Raw genomic sequence first — 13520 nt, forward strand, 5'->3', positions numbered from 1 at the left:
TTTCTGAAAATTTAGTTCTAAATAAAATTAGAATAAAAAAAGCTATTGAAAATACAATAGCTCAATCAATAAAATCATTAATAAAGCAAGTTTATTTATTTTTAAGTTCTGATAACTTATTTTTTTTCTTCTTTGAAACTATTTCACCATCCATATAAAATTCCCACTTACCATCTCTCTTACCATTTTTGTAATTTCCTTTTTCTTTTATATTTCCTTTCATATCATAATATTTTCCTTCACCATTCAATTTTCCATATTCATAACTTACATCTTCTATCAAAATACCATCTTCAGTATAAACTTTTGAGGTTCCATGCTTTTTTCCTTGACTGTAATATGTTTCTTCAGTTGGTTTTCCATTAGTGTAGTAGTTTTTTAATACCCCATCCAATTTCCCATTAATATAATTTTCTTCAGAAATAATTTTTTTTCCGTCAGGAAAATAATAAAGCCATATACCTTCTCTATTTTTCCCTTTCATCTTTCCTTTACTTTTTAACTTTCCTGTAATAGTATAAAATTTTACATCTGCTAAATCATTAACTAAAGAAAACTCTTTAATAATAGTTGGCTGAGTTGATGAAGTAATTGCATAAAACTTAAACACTCCTACCTCTTTCCCATCTTTAAACTCACCTTGATATCTAATTTTTCCGTTTTTATAAAATTTTTTCCAAACCCCTGTTCTATTTCCTTTCTTATTAAATTGATTTGTTTTTTGGGCATTCATGTTTGGCATAAAAAACATTCCTAATAAAATTGTGATTGAAAATATCCTTTTTATATTTATCATTTTGTTATTCCTTTTACAGTTCAAATTTACATAAACCATACCAATATGAGCATTGATTTTTTAATTTCCGTACTAGATAGTATGGAAAAACCCACAAGAATAAATCGAAATAACGTAGCGAATATTGTATTAGAACAGCCTAAATTAATCACCACCTTAGTTAATTTAACTTTTGACACAGATAATAAACTTTCAATAAAAGCGGCTTGGATATTAGAGTGGCTATGTACTCATCATGGTATAAATAACATAAACCAATGTCTTGATATTTTTACTGAAAAAATTTCAGAAGTGCATTTTCATAGTGCTATAAGACCCTGCGCAAAAATATGTGAACACATAGCTATAGCATATACTTCAAAAGAAGAAAATGACACAAAGTTTTATTTAAAAGAAAACCATATTAATACAATTGTAGAAACTGGATTTGACTGGCTTATCACAGATCAAAAAATAGCTGTTAGAGCATACAGTATGACTACACTTTATTTATTCGGCTTACATAAACGTTGGATTCACCCTGAACTAAAACATTTAATTAGTTCTAAAATAATACATGAAAGTAAGGGCTGTAAAGCTCGAGGAACTAAAATATTAAAGTTAATCAATAAGCATTCTTAAAATCTACATTTTTAACTCTTTATCATAATTTATTATAAGACTATTATTTTTTATCAAACATTAATACTATGAGTAAATTACAAAATGAGTATACGCTACTAAAAAACTAATATTCAAATACTTTTCGGAAATAAATTTACATCTTTCGAAAACTTTTTAACTGTTCCATCACAAAACTATTTTACATTGAGTAGGTATTAATGATTAAATTATAAGTTATGTTAAAAAACATTTTAAAATTAGGTGGTGTTCAGGAATTAAATTCTTCAGCTCAAAAAGAAATTGAAGGAGGAGGAGGTCAGGGAAATTCACATGTAGATACTATTACCATAAGCCCTAGTGAACCAGATTATTGGACACCTGGCAATAAATATGCTTGTTATGTAAGGCCTTCTGCTAGTGGAAACCACCCTTCTTTCAGTCACATATCAAATTGTGATCAAACAGGCAAAACATATATTTGCTATCCTTACTAAATAAAAATGGAAGAAAAAATGAAGTGAAATAATTCATTTTTTCTTCTTTTATATCTATGAAAGATTAGTAGGCTTACGATACCCTTGAAAAGGTTGCTTTAATAATTCCTTTAAATCAGAGTTCTTAACCTCATCAGGAAAAGTATCTACTCCATATACTATTTTATCTCGATCCATCTCCATATAGGTTCCTAAAACTCTATCCCAAATAGAAAAAATATTTCCATAATTACTATCGGTGTATGGTAATAAATTATGATGATGTACTTTATGCATATCTGGTGATACAATAAAATAACTTAATATTTTATCTAACCCTCTTGGCATTTTAATATTTGCATGTGTTAACTGAGTAAATATCAAAGATATTGACTGATATAACATTATAATAGCAATAGGAGTTCCAACTACAAAAACACCTAACAAAGTAAATGTAAAACGAATTATACTTTCTAAGGGGTGATGTCTATTCGCAGTTGTTGTATCCACTTTATGATCAGTATGATGCACTAAGTGTACCATCCATAATATTCTCACTTTGTGTTCTGTATAATGCGCCAAATAAGCTCCAAAGAAATCTAGGAATAAAACTCCTAAAATTCCATATAACCATAAAGGCATTTCAGGTAACCAATTAATTATTCCAAAATTATGTATTACAACCCAATCAGCTGTTCTTAATAATAAAAAAGCCAACGTAAAATTGATTAAAATTGTTGTAAACGTAAAAAATAAATTAGGAAATGCATGTTTCCATTTTTTGTAATTAAAGTTAAATAAAGGGATTACGCCTTCTAATAGCCAAAAAAAAGTAATTCCTCCAACTAGTATTAAACTTCTATGAACTGAAGGAATTGTTTCAAAATAATTTAAAAGAGCTTCCAAAATGAACTAATTTTCCTTAAAAATAGAAAAAAAAGACCATAACAATAAATTAATAATCAATAAAATACCCTAAATAATTATTTATTCCTTCCAGATTGTGGTAAGCGTTTTTTTAGTTCTTCTATGATTCGATAAGTAGCGGGACAAATTTCTGTATTTTTTATTGTTAACTCTGAAATTTGGGCGAATTTTTTACGATTCGTATGTGGATATTCTGCACATGCTTTGGGTCTTACATCATAAATAAAACAAGAGTTATCTCGTTCGTCTAAGAAAGTACAGGGTGCAGATTTTAAAACCATAAAATCATCTGAATCTCTTTCTAAATATTGACTTATGAAATTGTGAACCTTCATTTTTAAGTGTTTAGAAACACGCTCAATATCTTTGTCTGTAAAGATAGGAGATGTTGTTTTACAGCAATTACCACAGTCTAAACAATCAGTATTTTGAAATTCTTCATCATGAATCTCTCTAACTATTAAATCAAGTCGTTTGGGAGTTCTTCTTTTTAATCGTTGAAAATATTTTTTATTTTCTTCTAAAGCGTCTTTTGCTAATTTCTCTAAGTTTTCTAAATCTTTATCCATCATTCATCAGTTTAAATATAACACTAATTCTATATTATTATTTTCTTAAAACCTAAAAGAAAAGTAAGATACATTTTAGCATTTTAAAACATTGCAAAAATACCTATATAAATTGTTAGAATCAGTTTAAATATCATCCAAATAAATTATGTAATTTTGCACATCAATTTTTAATAAATAATGAGTATTCAAACCTTAATAGAAACTAAAGTAAAAGAAGGATTTTTAGCCTTGTATAACATTGAAATTCCAAGTGTCGAATTTCAAGCAACACGTAAAGATTTTGAAGGAGACATCACTGTTGTTGTATTCCCTTTACTGCGGTACAAAAAAGGAAATCCAGTTCAAATTGGTGAAGATTTAGGTAAATACTTAGTTGAAAACATAGAAGAAATAATCAACTATAATGTGGTTAAAGGTTTTTTAAATTTAGTAATTAGCGACTCTTTTTATGTGAATTTTTTCAACCAAATCTCAACAAATACTTCATATGGTTTTATCAGTGAAAATAAAACAGATGCTCGTATGGTTGAGTATTCATCTCCTAACACCAATAAACCTTTACATTTAGGTCATGTTAGGAATGTATTACTTGGATATTCAGTTGCTGAAATTTTAAAAGCATCAGGAAAAAAGGTTTATAAAACACAAATTATCAACGATAGAGGTATTCATATTTGTAAATCGATGTTAGCTTGGAAAAAATTTGCTCCTAACGGGAATGATGGTAAAAAAGAAACTCCAGAAAATACAGGCCTAAAAGGTGATAAGTTAGTTGGTAATTATTATGTTAAATTCGATCAAGAATATAAAAAAGAAATCTCTGAATTAATCAGTCAAGGTGTTTCTGAAGAGGATGCTAAAAAACAAGCTCCATTATTTATTGAAGCTCAAGAAATGCTTCGTAAATGGGAATCTGGTGATGAAGAAGTTGTTACTTTATGGAAAACGATGAATGGGTGGGTGTACAAAGGTTTCGATGTTACTTATGAAAATATTGGTGTTGACTTTGATAAACTTTATTATGAGAGTAATACCTACTTATTAGGAAAAGATATTATTGAAGAAGGCTTAAAAACAAATGTTTTCTTTAAAAAAGAAGACGGTTCAGTTTGGTGTGATTTAACGGATGAAGGTTTAGATGAAAAATTAGTTTTACGCTCAGATGGAACTGCTGTTTATATGACTCAAGATATAGGTACAGCCATTCAACGTTCTAAAGATATGCCTGATGTTGGTGGAATGGTGTATACGGTGGGAAATGAACAAGATTATCACTTTAAAGTATTATTCTTAATCTTAAAAAAACTAGGATATTCTTGGGCTGATCAACTACACCATTTAAGTTACGGAATGGTTGATTTACCCTCTGGAAAAATGAAATCTCGTGAAGGAACAGTAGTTGATGCTGATGACTTAATGGATGAAATGACGGATACTGCTCGTACAATATCTCAAGAATTAGGAAAATTAGAAGGGTATTCTAATGAAGAAAAAGAAGAATTATATAAAATTATCGGACTAGGAGCTTTAAAATACTTTATTTTGAAAGTAGATCCAAAAAAGAGAATTTTGTTTGACCCAAAATCTTCAGTAGATTTTCAAGGGAACACAGGACCTTTTATTCAATATACCTATGCTAGAATTCAATCAATTATAAGAAAGGCTACCTTTGATTATTCTGAACCTGTTTCAATTGAATTACACGATAAAGAAAAGGAATTAATTAAGCAATTAGAATTGTATCCTGAAATAATTCAGCAAGCGGCTAATAATTATTCACCAGCAGTTATTGCTAATTACACCTACGAATTGGTTAAAGAATTCAATTCATTTTACCAAAACGTACATATTTTAGGAGAGGAAAATCAAAATAAAAAAACATTTAGAGTACAGTTAGCTAAAAAAGTTGCTGACACTATAAAATCTGCATTTAATCTGTTAGGAATTCAAGTTCCTGAAAGAATGTAGAAAAGTTGGCAGGTATTCCTGCGTTAGGGATTGAACGATATATCTGAGTTCGTTGAAATACAAAAAAGCGAATAGAGAAAACCCGTTAAAAGCCCAAAATAATTTAAACATGATTTTATTGATAAAATTATGTGAACGTAAAATAATAATATAACAAACAACAAGTAAAATAAACGACATGAAATACGACGTATTAATAATCGGAAGTGGTCCTGGAGGTTATGTAACAGCTATTAGAGCATCTCAATTAGGGTTTAAAACTGCTGTAATAGAGAAAGAAAGCTTAGGTGGAATTTGCTTAAACTGGGGATGTATTCCTACAAAGGCCTTATTAAAATCTGCTCAAGTATATGATTATTTAAAACATGTTGACGAGTATGGATTAAAAGCTGAAGCTATTGATAAAGATTTTGAAGCTGTAATTAAGCGTAGTCGTGGTGTTGCTGAAGGAATGAGTAAAGGTGTTCAATTTTTAATGAAAAAAAATAAAATTGACATTATTAATGGTTTTGGTAAAATAAAGCCTGGTAAGAAGGTAGACGTTACGGCTGAAGATGGGGCTGTTACTGAATATAGTGCTGATAATATTATCATTGCTACTGGTGCTCGCTCAAGAGTATTACCTAACTTGCCACAAGATGGGAAAAAAGTAATTGGGTACCGTGAAGCAATGAGCTTACCAAAACAACCAAAATCTATGATTGTCGTAGGTTCTGGTGCTATTGGTGTTGAATTTGCTCATTTCTATAATTCTATGGGAACTGAGGTTACTATCGTTGAATTTATGCCAACTATTGTTCCTGTGGAAGATAAAGATGTTTCTAAACAAATGGAACGCTCTTTTAAAAAGTCTGGTATCAAAATAATGACTAGTTCTTCTGTTGAATCTGTAGATACTTCTGGAGATGGAGTAAAAGCTACAGTTAAAACTAAAAAAGGAGAACAAATTTTAGAAGCTGATATTGTATTATCAGCTGTTGGTATTAAAACTAACATTGAAAATATTGGATTAGAGGATGTAGGAATCATTACTGATAGAGATAAAATTTTAGTAAACGATTGGTATCAAACTAATATCCCAGGATATTTTGCTATTGGTGATGTAACACCTGAACCAGCACTTGCACACGTTGCTTCTGCTGAAGGTATTACTTGTGTTGAAAAATTAGCTGGTTTACATACAGAATCTATTGACTATGGTAACATTCCTGGTTGTACCTATGCAACTCCTGAAATTGCTTCAGTTGGATTAACTGAAGCTAAAGCTAAAGAAGCTGGTTACGAATTAAAAGTTGGTAAATTTCCTTTTTCTGCATCAGGAAAAGCAAAAGCAGCTGGAACCCCAGATGGTTTTGTTAAAGTAATTTTTGATGCTAAATATGGCGAATGGTTAGGTTGCCATATGATTGGAGCTGGTGTTACAGATATGATAGCTGAAGCTGTATTAGGACGTAAGTTAGAAACAACTGGGCACGAAGTATTAAAAGCTATCCACCCTCACCCTACAATGAGTGAAGCGGTTATGGAAGCAGTTGCAGATGCTTATGACGAAGTAATTCACTTATAAAAAATAATTATAACATTGTTTTGTTAAAAAAGAGAGCGCTTATAGCGCTCTCTTTTATTTTGTGATGATTAGTCGTTTGTAGATCTTACGGTGCCAATATTAAATGACGGTACAGGTAATTTCAATCCAAAAAACCAATAAGGGTCACCAGTAAATACGTTAATGGCTATACCAGACTGAACATAATCATGCAATAAAGAAGCTACAACACCAACTCCTAGCTCTGGTACATCATCAGCATCAAAATCTGGGGCTGACATATGTAACCCTACTCCCCAATCAAAAATTCTATTATAAGTTATACTTTTTCTTCTCGCTTTTTGATCCCAAATTCCTTTAAAAATCAAGTTATAGTATGGTGCCATTTGAAATTGAGTTTTCACACCAGTTTTAGCCAATGGGTCAGCAAAAACAACACCTACAGATCCTTCTAAATGAGGAAGTACTTTATACATATAAACCTCTCTATTTTCACTATATACTAGTTTTTTCTTTGAATTAACTTCTAATTTAAAAGCGATTCTATCACCACTCTTTCTTTTTCCTGCAGCTATTAAATCTAAATCCGTTTGCTTAGGTAAATCCTTTAATGATAATTTAAATACTTGGTTACTAAATTTTAATAATGAGAAATCAATTGGTGTTCCTGATAATAACTCATTTATTGAACTAATTATATCACCATTTAGAGCTATTCTTATCCATGACTCAATATTTTCTTTTAAATCGTTTACAGTATCTTCTAAGTTCTCCTGACTCCCTAATTGTTTAATTCTAGCATATAATGATGAAGCTTTTGCTAAAAGTATCTTCCCTTCTTTATCTATTAAATCTACATCATTTTTAATCTGGGATATCACTTGAAAAACGATACTCTGATTATTAAAATTCAAATTCTCATAATAACTAACTCGTTTTTTAATGTCTTTCTCAAAAACTTCTAATTCACTTTTAAAGCTAGTAAAATCAACAATAATTTGGTTTACCTCTGTTGCTACTGGAATAGCTCTTAAATCTTTATTAATTTGATTTAAAAGCTTTTCTAATTCATTAGAAAATATCTTTTTTAAGTAAGTTAACTGATTATTTACTATATTTTTTAAAGCTGTAAGTCCATTCGTTTTATTCTCCTTTGCTAATTTACTAAACTCTTCAAATTCTTTTAACTGTTTTTCAGTGGGTAAAATTTTCCAACGATCTACTTCATATGGTTTTTTAGGGGCAATAGAATCAAAACCAGGTAAATGTAATGGCTCATTTTGCCCATTATTAGATAGCCATGCACCAAATTGAATATAAATACCTTCTTTATTTGCATACTCTTCAAACTCACTTATTAACTTATCTAACTCTTTTTGAGTGGCATCATACATGCTTTTCAGCCTGTACCTTTGAAAATTAACATTCTTCTCTTCTAAAATATTTGCTAAATCAATAACCTCCTCGGCTATTTTACTCATTTCTTTAGCCCACTCCTTATTTTTTTTATTACTCGTATCTTCTTTAAAATCATTATAATTATATGCTTTCAAAGTGGTATTAAATGAATTTAAAAGACGCTTTCTTGACTCTAGTATTTTAGTAAAAAACTTTATTTTATCTACAATATTGGTTGAAATTCCATTTGTGTTTTGTCTTACTTTTTCTAAAATAACATTTTTGTTTAAATCAATTTGTAAAACACTATTAATATCTACAACTATGTTATTTAGATATTCATCCTTATTTTTCTCGTAGCCACCATCTCTATCTCTTTCTAAAATTGAAATAACTTTTTCTTGACCTTTAGTAGTTATACTTTGTAGAAGCATTAAAACTAAAAATGTATAATGTGATACTTTCATCTTTTCTTTTTTAAATACTTAAATTTTTATCAAATGCCCAGGCTCTAAAAATTGACCTTTCTATATAGTACATCGGCTTGTTAGTATACTTCTCAGTTAACACTGCATCTCCAATATTATTAAAAACATTAGTAATTGAAAAAAATATATACTCTTCAATAGCATCCCATTTTATTGTTTTTAATCTAGGATTTACATGTAAACTAGTCAATAAATCTTTTATTAACATAGGATTCTTAGCTTGGACTACACGAACTCCTTTAAAAAAATGATCCTCTGAATTAATTAAAGAAGAAATTTTATTTAAAACTGTCTCAGATATAGTAGTGTTGCCTATTACTAATACCACCACCACGGGGTCATTAAATAAATCATTCAACTTTGTTTCGGCATCAGCTTTACTTGTTTCTGATAAAAAAATAGGGTTAATCATACTGTTTGGTTATAGTTTTTAGTTGTTCACAAAATATTGAAAATTAATTTAATATAGAATAAGGTTATCACTAATTTTTATTAGTTATTACCTCCTATTTTTAGATTTAATAAAAAACCTCAACGTTAAGTTTAACATTGAGGTTACTATTATAAATTTATTTTTTTTTTGTTTAATATAAAAATCCCATTTTCCCTTGTTTGTAATCCCTAAGCGCTTCCATTATTTCAGTTTGTGAATTCATAACATAGGCCCCCAAGATGTTACTTTTTCATTAATTGGTTCACCTGAAAGAAATAATAACACACTTCCTTGTTTTGCTTCCAACTTAAGTTTACTTCCTTCTTCTTTAAAAGTAATCATTTGATTTTTACCCTTTAATAGCTTTACGGTATTATTTATTAGGGCTTCTCCTTGTAATAAATATATAAGAGCTTTATGACCTTTTGGTACATTAAAGTTAAGTTCACCTTGATTTTTAGCATCAATAGTGAAAACATTAACTGAAGTATGAGTATTTATTAAACCTTTCTTACCATCTTGAATACCTGCTATTATTTTTAGTAGAATACTTTTATCAGCATTCTCAATAACAGGTACTTGTGATGCTTTTATATGTTGATAATTAGGAGGTATCATTTTTTTATTTGCAGGTAAATTTAACCATAACTGAATTCCTTCTAAGTCTCCTGTTTTTTCAATAAAATCTTTTGTAGGTCCCTCAGAATGTACAATACCTCTTCCAGCAGTTACCCATTGAACATCACCAGCTTTTACAATTACTTCATTTCCTAAGGAGTCTCTGTGTAATTGTTCTCCCTTAAACAATAAAGTTATTGGTTCAAAACCTCTATGAGGATGCGCTCCTACATCAAAAGGATTGTTAAAAGGACTAATAGCATAAGGCCCATAATGATGGAGTAATAAAAAAGGGTCAACCATCTCTATTCCACCAGAAGGTATAGGTTGTCTTAGCCTGATATTACCCATACTTACTATAGGACTCTCGATTATTTTATGAATTATTTTAAAATCCATTTTATATTTTATCTTAATTTATCTAATAAATTACTTAACTGAACTGCTTCTTCCTCTGTCAAATTTTCAAAAAAATCAAATTCAATAGTATTACCAATATCTGACAATAACTTTAAGCCACTTTCAGAAATATTTATAAAAACTACCCTTCTATCGGTATTGCATCGATGTCTTTCTATTAATTTTTTATCACATAGTTTATCCATTAAACGTGTTGCATTTGGCGCACGTTCAATCATTCTATCTTTTATTAATTGTACTTTTACAGGCTTGCCTGCTCCTCTTAGAATTCTAAGAATATTGTACTGCTGTGGTGAAATACCATAAGGCTTAAAAAACTCATTTTCTTTACTACTTAACCAATTTGCGGTGTACTTAATATTAATGAAAGCTTTTACTTTATCATTTGGAAACGTTGATTTAATGTCTTTTGAAATATCTCCCATTTCTTTTATTTTTTCTTTTACAAAATTATAAAAACCTTAAGTAATTACCAAGGAATATAATTACAATTCAAAATATACAAACTCAAATTATAAAGAACTATTAAACTTTTGAACAGCCTCTTTTAATTGTTCATTATATACTTCATTAATTATACCACCATCTTTAAAATTTTCAGAAAAAGAGGGTAGTGAGAAATCTGCAATGATAGTTCCTCCCATATGAGGGAAACCTAATTTTGCTATCGATAATACCGAAGCCCCTCCTCTACCTCCTGGTGAAGTAGCCATTAACAACATTGGAATATTATTCCATAATTTTTGCTGAATTCTAGACATCCAATCATAGGTGTTTTTAAATACTGACGAAAAATTACCATTATGTTCTGCCAAAGAAAGTATAATACCATCAGCACTATGAATTACTTCTAAAAGCGTTCTTGCATTTTTGGGAATTCCATTATTCATTTCTTCATCAATTCCATATATAGGAAGTTCAAAATCATTTAAATCTAAAACAGATATTTTAACATTGTCTAGTAAACTACTAGCATAAATTGCAAGTTCTTTATTAATTGACTTAACACTATTACTACCTGCAAATACTACTACTTTTTTCATTTTTTTATTTGATTTTTGAAATTATTGGTGTTTCACCTTTTATCATTTTGGCTACTGGGCATTTTCCTGCTATTTCCAACAACCGATTTCTTTGCTTTTCAGTTATTTCTCTTTCAAAAGAAATTTCTTCTTCTAATATTATTTTTATACCATTAGAAGTAACCTTTTTCTTTTGATAAACATTTACTGTTATTTTACCCAAGTCCCACCCTTTATGTTTCGCATACATTCTGAGTGTTATTGATACACATCCTCCTATTGCAGTTAATAAATATTCAACAGGTGTGGCACCATTATCATCACCTCCTTTATTAACTGGCTCATCTATAACTAAAAAATGATTCCTCATTTTCGCTTCTGCCAAATAATCGCGATTACTTAGTATTACTGTAGATATGGTTGTTGGCATGTTAAACTTTCTTATCAAAAATGTATGAAACAGTCAATACTATTAATGCCACTACAGCTGCTAATTGTCCTCCATCTGAAATCATTATATGCGCAAAAAATGCTAAAATAAAAGCAAAAAAGAAACCTGCATATGCCCATTCTCTAAAAAAATGCCCTTTAAAAAACCAAATAGCAACTACACCTAAAATTTTTGCAACAGCATATGGATATATTATATAAGTAGGATATCCAAATCCTATAAACATTTTAGCAACTTCCGCATGATTAAAAAAATACATTCCTGCTGAAAAAAGCATTAACAAAGTCAATAGACCTGTTGATATATAAAAAATAATTTTATTCGTATTCATTGTGCTATAATTTAAATACAACACAAATATACAATTTATTTTCCATGGTTAATAAAGTAACGGAAAATAATATTTATACCATAATAAATTTTATTGATAATAAAATTTACATAAATTTGCATAAGTACTTATATAAATACTTATAAATATTATGTTAGACGCATTAAAAGGTATAGGAGAAATAGGAATGGGGTCTCGACTAAAAAGAGTTAGCGACTATATGATGCGAGAAACCCAAATAGTTTATAACGAATATAATATAGACTTTGATTCCTATTTATTTCCAATTTTTAAAATTATAAAAAATAAAGACGGTGTTACCAACACAGAAATTAATGCTAGTTTGAAAACATCACAACCAGCTACAACACAAACACTCAATAAGTTGTTAAAAAAGCAACTTATAGTATTAAAAGAAGATAAAAATGATAAAAGAAAAAAGATTATTTATTTATCACAAAAAGGGATCAAACTCATACAAAAGATAACCCCTCTATGGGAAAGTATTGAACATATAATTAAAGAATACACAGCTATACAATCAAATTCATTAATTGAACATTTAAATATTTTAGAAGAAAAATTTAACCAAAAAGATTTTAGTAAAGCCATAATTGAACATATAAACATGAATACAGCAACAAAAACTATAGAAATTGTTGATTTTAAAAGGGAATACTCAACATCATTTTATGACTTAAATATTGAGTGGCTACAAGCCTTCTTTTATGTAGAGGCTTTTGACGAAGAAGTATTAAATAATCCTGAAAAATACATAATCAATAAAGGAGGGTATGTTTTCTTTGCAAAACTAAATAACGAAATTGTAGGTACCGTTGCTCTAATGCCTAAAGATGACACATATGAATTAACAAAAATGGCAGTATCTCCAAATCATAGAGGGCATAAAATTGGTCAACAATTAATGCAACACTGCATAAATTTTGCAAAAAACAATGACTTTAAAAGTTTAATATTATACTCTAACAAAAAACTTGAAAATGCCATTTATATATATAGAAAATATAATTTTATTGAAATTCCTGTTGAAGAAAACTGCCCTTATGAACGTTGTGACATTAAAATGAAATTAAATTTAATAGCATGATAAAAGTAAAAGAAGAAGCTGAAAAGTTAAAAAAATATTTTTCTCCAAAAATAATTTCGGAAGTGAATAATCAATTTGTAAAAGTTGCAAAAATCAAAGGTGAAGAGGTCCCTTGGCATAATCACGATAAAGAAGATGAGTTATTTTACATCATTGAAGGGGCTCTTTTAATGGAGATAGAAAACAAGCCTAGTTTTACAATGAATACTGGTGATTTATTTGTTGTTCCAAAAGGCGTAAACCATAGAGTTTCTTCATCTGAAGATTGTTTAATCATGCTTATTGAAACTAAGTCAACTAAACATACAGGTAATGTAAAATCTAAAATTACAAAATCGATCAGTCAACAGAAATAATAATACAGCT

Annotated in this window: 16 protein-coding genes; 6 read left to right on the top strand and 10 right to left on the bottom strand. The window is 29.1% G+C overall.

Annotation, left to right across the window (positions count from 1 at the left end):
- Positions 1-91: 91 nt before the first annotated feature.
- On the bottom strand, positions 92-796 hold the full coding sequence (locus ACMFBB_RS02665) for a toxin-antitoxin system YwqK family antitoxin (protein WP_435262916.1): 705 nt from the start codon (positions 794-796) through the stop codon (positions 92-94).
- A gap of 45 nt (positions 797-841) precedes the next feature.
- Here ACMFBB_RS02665 and ACMFBB_RS02670 point away from each other — a divergent pair, with 45 nt between their 5' ends.
- A complete protein-coding gene (locus ACMFBB_RS02670; protein ID WP_435262917.1) occupies positions 842-1417 on the top strand; it encodes an adenylosuccinate lyase in 576 nt (191 codons plus the stop codon).
- Between the two features lie 218 nt (positions 1418-1635).
- Entirely contained in the window at positions 1636-1893 is a 258-nt protein-coding gene (locus ACMFBB_RS02675) for a hypothetical protein (protein WP_435262918.1), read from the top strand.
- Between the two features lie 54 nt (positions 1894-1947).
- Here the strand turns inward: ACMFBB_RS02675 and ACMFBB_RS02680 are convergent, their stop codons facing one another.
- A complete protein-coding gene (locus ACMFBB_RS02680; protein WP_435262919.1) occupies positions 1948-2778 on the bottom strand; it encodes a sterol desaturase family protein in 831 nt (276 codons plus the stop codon).
- Positions 2779-2855: 77 nt separating this feature from the next.
- On the bottom strand, positions 2856-3368 hold the full coding sequence (locus tag ACMFBB_RS02685) for a YkgJ family cysteine cluster protein (protein WP_435264265.1): 513 nt from the start codon (positions 3366-3368) through the stop codon (positions 2856-2858).
- A 180-nt stretch (positions 3369-3548) separates the two neighbouring features.
- Between ACMFBB_RS02685 and argS the strand changes: the two genes are divergently transcribed.
- The gene (argS, locus tag ACMFBB_RS02690; RefSeq protein ID WP_435262920.1) at positions 3549-5339 is read left to right on the top strand and encodes an arginine--tRNA ligase; all 1791 of its coding nucleotides are present in this window, start codon (positions 3549-3551) and stop codon (positions 5337-5339) included.
- A gap of 178 nt (positions 5340-5517) precedes the next feature.
- Entirely contained in the window at positions 5518-6906 is a 1389-nt protein-coding gene (gene lpdA / locus ACMFBB_RS02695) for a dihydrolipoyl dehydrogenase (RefSeq protein ID WP_435262921.1), read from the top strand.
- 68 nt (positions 6907-6974) lie between these two features.
- Here the strand turns inward: lpdA and ACMFBB_RS02700 are convergent, their stop codons facing one another.
- The 7 genes from ACMFBB_RS02700 to ACMFBB_RS02730 form a co-directional block, all read right to left on the bottom strand.
- Positions 6975-8750, bottom strand: coding sequence for a hypothetical protein (locus ACMFBB_RS02700; RefSeq protein ID WP_435262922.1), 1776 nt, complete (start codon positions 8748-8750; stop codon positions 6975-6977).
- Positions 8751-8760: 10 nt separating this feature from the next.
- A complete protein-coding gene (locus ACMFBB_RS02705; protein WP_435262923.1) occupies positions 8761-9183 on the bottom strand; it encodes a hypothetical protein in 423 nt (140 codons plus the stop codon).
- 240 nt (positions 9184-9423) lie between these two features.
- The gene (locus tag ACMFBB_RS02710) at positions 9424-10221 is read right to left on the bottom strand and encodes a pirin family protein (RefSeq protein ID WP_435262924.1); all 798 of its coding nucleotides are present in this window, start codon (positions 10219-10221) and stop codon (positions 9424-9426) included.
- A gap of 8 nt (positions 10222-10229) precedes the next feature.
- Complete coding sequence (locus ACMFBB_RS02715; protein ID WP_435262925.1) at positions 10230-10667, bottom strand: MarR family winged helix-turn-helix transcriptional regulator; 438 nt, start codon at positions 10665-10667, stop codon at positions 10230-10232.
- An 87-nt stretch (positions 10668-10754) separates the two neighbouring features.
- Complete coding sequence (locus ACMFBB_RS02720; protein WP_435262926.1) at positions 10755-11285, bottom strand: NADPH-dependent FMN reductase; 531 nt, start codon at positions 11283-11285, stop codon at positions 10755-10757.
- Between the two features lie 4 nt (positions 11286-11289).
- Positions 11290-11694, bottom strand: a complete 405-nt coding sequence (locus tag ACMFBB_RS02725; protein ID WP_435262927.1) for an OsmC family protein — start codon at positions 11692-11694, stop codon at positions 11290-11292.
- A 1-nt stretch (position 11695) separates the two neighbouring features.
- A complete protein-coding gene (locus ACMFBB_RS02730; protein WP_435262928.1) occupies positions 11696-12046 on the bottom strand; it encodes a DoxX family protein in 351 nt (116 codons plus the stop codon).
- Between the two features lie 151 nt (positions 12047-12197).
- Here ACMFBB_RS02730 and ACMFBB_RS02735 point away from each other — a divergent pair, with 151 nt between their 5' ends.
- Together ACMFBB_RS02735 and ACMFBB_RS02740 are read left to right on the top strand one after the other, a co-directional pair.
- A complete protein-coding gene (locus tag ACMFBB_RS02735; RefSeq protein ID WP_435262929.1) occupies positions 12198-13154 on the top strand; it encodes a bifunctional helix-turn-helix transcriptional regulator/GNAT family N-acetyltransferase in 957 nt (318 codons plus the stop codon).
- The gene (locus tag ACMFBB_RS02740) at positions 13151-13510 is read left to right on the top strand and encodes a cupin domain-containing protein (RefSeq protein WP_435262930.1); all 360 of its coding nucleotides are present in this window, start codon (positions 13151-13153) and stop codon (positions 13508-13510) included. Before ACMFBB_RS02735 ends, ACMFBB_RS02740 begins: the two co-directional genes overlap by 4 nt.
- Positions 13511-13520: the final 10 nt, after the last annotated feature.

The organism is Tenacibaculum sp. nBUS_03, assembly GCF_051201695.1.
Taxonomy (GTDB): Bacteria; Bacteroidota; Bacteroidia; order Flavobacteriales; family Flavobacteriaceae; genus Polaribacter.

What these genes read in the sequence shown, in the direction of transcription:
- ACMFBB_RS02670 (WP_435262917.1), top strand. Translation starts at nt 842, where the DNA reads ATGAGCATTGATTTTTTAATTTCCGTACTAGATAGTATGGAAAAACCC.
- ACMFBB_RS02740 (WP_435262930.1), top strand. Translation starts at nt 13,151, where the DNA reads ATGATAAAAGTAAAAGAAGAAGCTGAAAAGTTAAAAAAATATTTTTCT.
- argS (WP_435262920.1), top strand. Translation starts at nt 3,549, where the DNA reads ATGAGTATTCAAACCTTAATAGAAACTAAAGTAAAAGAAGGATTTTTA.
- ACMFBB_RS02665 (WP_435262916.1), bottom strand. Translation starts at nt 796, where the DNA reads ATGATAAATATAAAAAGGATATTTTCAATCACAATTTTATTAGGAATG.
- ACMFBB_RS02720 (WP_435262926.1), bottom strand. Translation starts at nt 11,285, where the DNA reads ATGAAAAAAGTAGTAGTATTTGCAGGTAGTAATAGTGTTAAGTCAATT.
- ACMFBB_RS02715 (WP_435262925.1), bottom strand. Translation starts at nt 10,667, where the DNA reads ATGGGAGATATTTCAAAAGACATTAAATCAACGTTTCCAAATGATAAA.
- ACMFBB_RS02675 (WP_435262918.1), top strand. Translation starts at nt 1,636, where the DNA reads ATGTTAAAAAACATTTTAAAATTAGGTGGTGTTCAGGAATTAAATTCT.
- ACMFBB_RS02705 (WP_435262923.1), bottom strand. Translation starts at nt 9,183, where the DNA reads ATGATTAACCCTATTTTTTTATCAGAAACAAGTAAAGCTGATGCCGAA.
- ACMFBB_RS02700 (WP_435262922.1), bottom strand. Translation starts at nt 8,750, where the DNA reads ATGAAAGTATCACATTATACATTTTTAGTTTTAATGCTTCTACAAAGT.
- ACMFBB_RS02710 (WP_435262924.1), bottom strand. Translation starts at nt 10,221, where the DNA reads ATGGATTTTAAAATAATTCATAAAATAATCGAGAGTCCTATAGTAAGT.
- ACMFBB_RS02735 (WP_435262929.1), top strand. Translation starts at nt 12,198, where the DNA reads ATGTTAGACGCATTAAAAGGTATAGGAGAAATAGGAATGGGGTCTCGA.
- ACMFBB_RS02730 (WP_435262928.1), bottom strand. Translation starts at nt 12,046, where the DNA reads ATGAATACGAATAAAATTATTTTTTATATATCAACAGGTCTATTGACT.
- ACMFBB_RS02685 (WP_435264265.1), bottom strand. Translation starts at nt 3,368, where the DNA reads ATGGATAAAGATTTAGAAAACTTAGAGAAATTAGCAAAAGACGCTTTA.
- lpdA (WP_435262921.1), top strand. Translation starts at nt 5,518, where the DNA reads ATGAAATACGACGTATTAATAATCGGAAGTGGTCCTGGAGGTTATGTA.
- ACMFBB_RS02725 (WP_435262927.1), bottom strand. Translation starts at nt 11,694, where the DNA reads ATGCCAACAACCATATCTACAGTAATACTAAGTAATCGCGATTATTTG.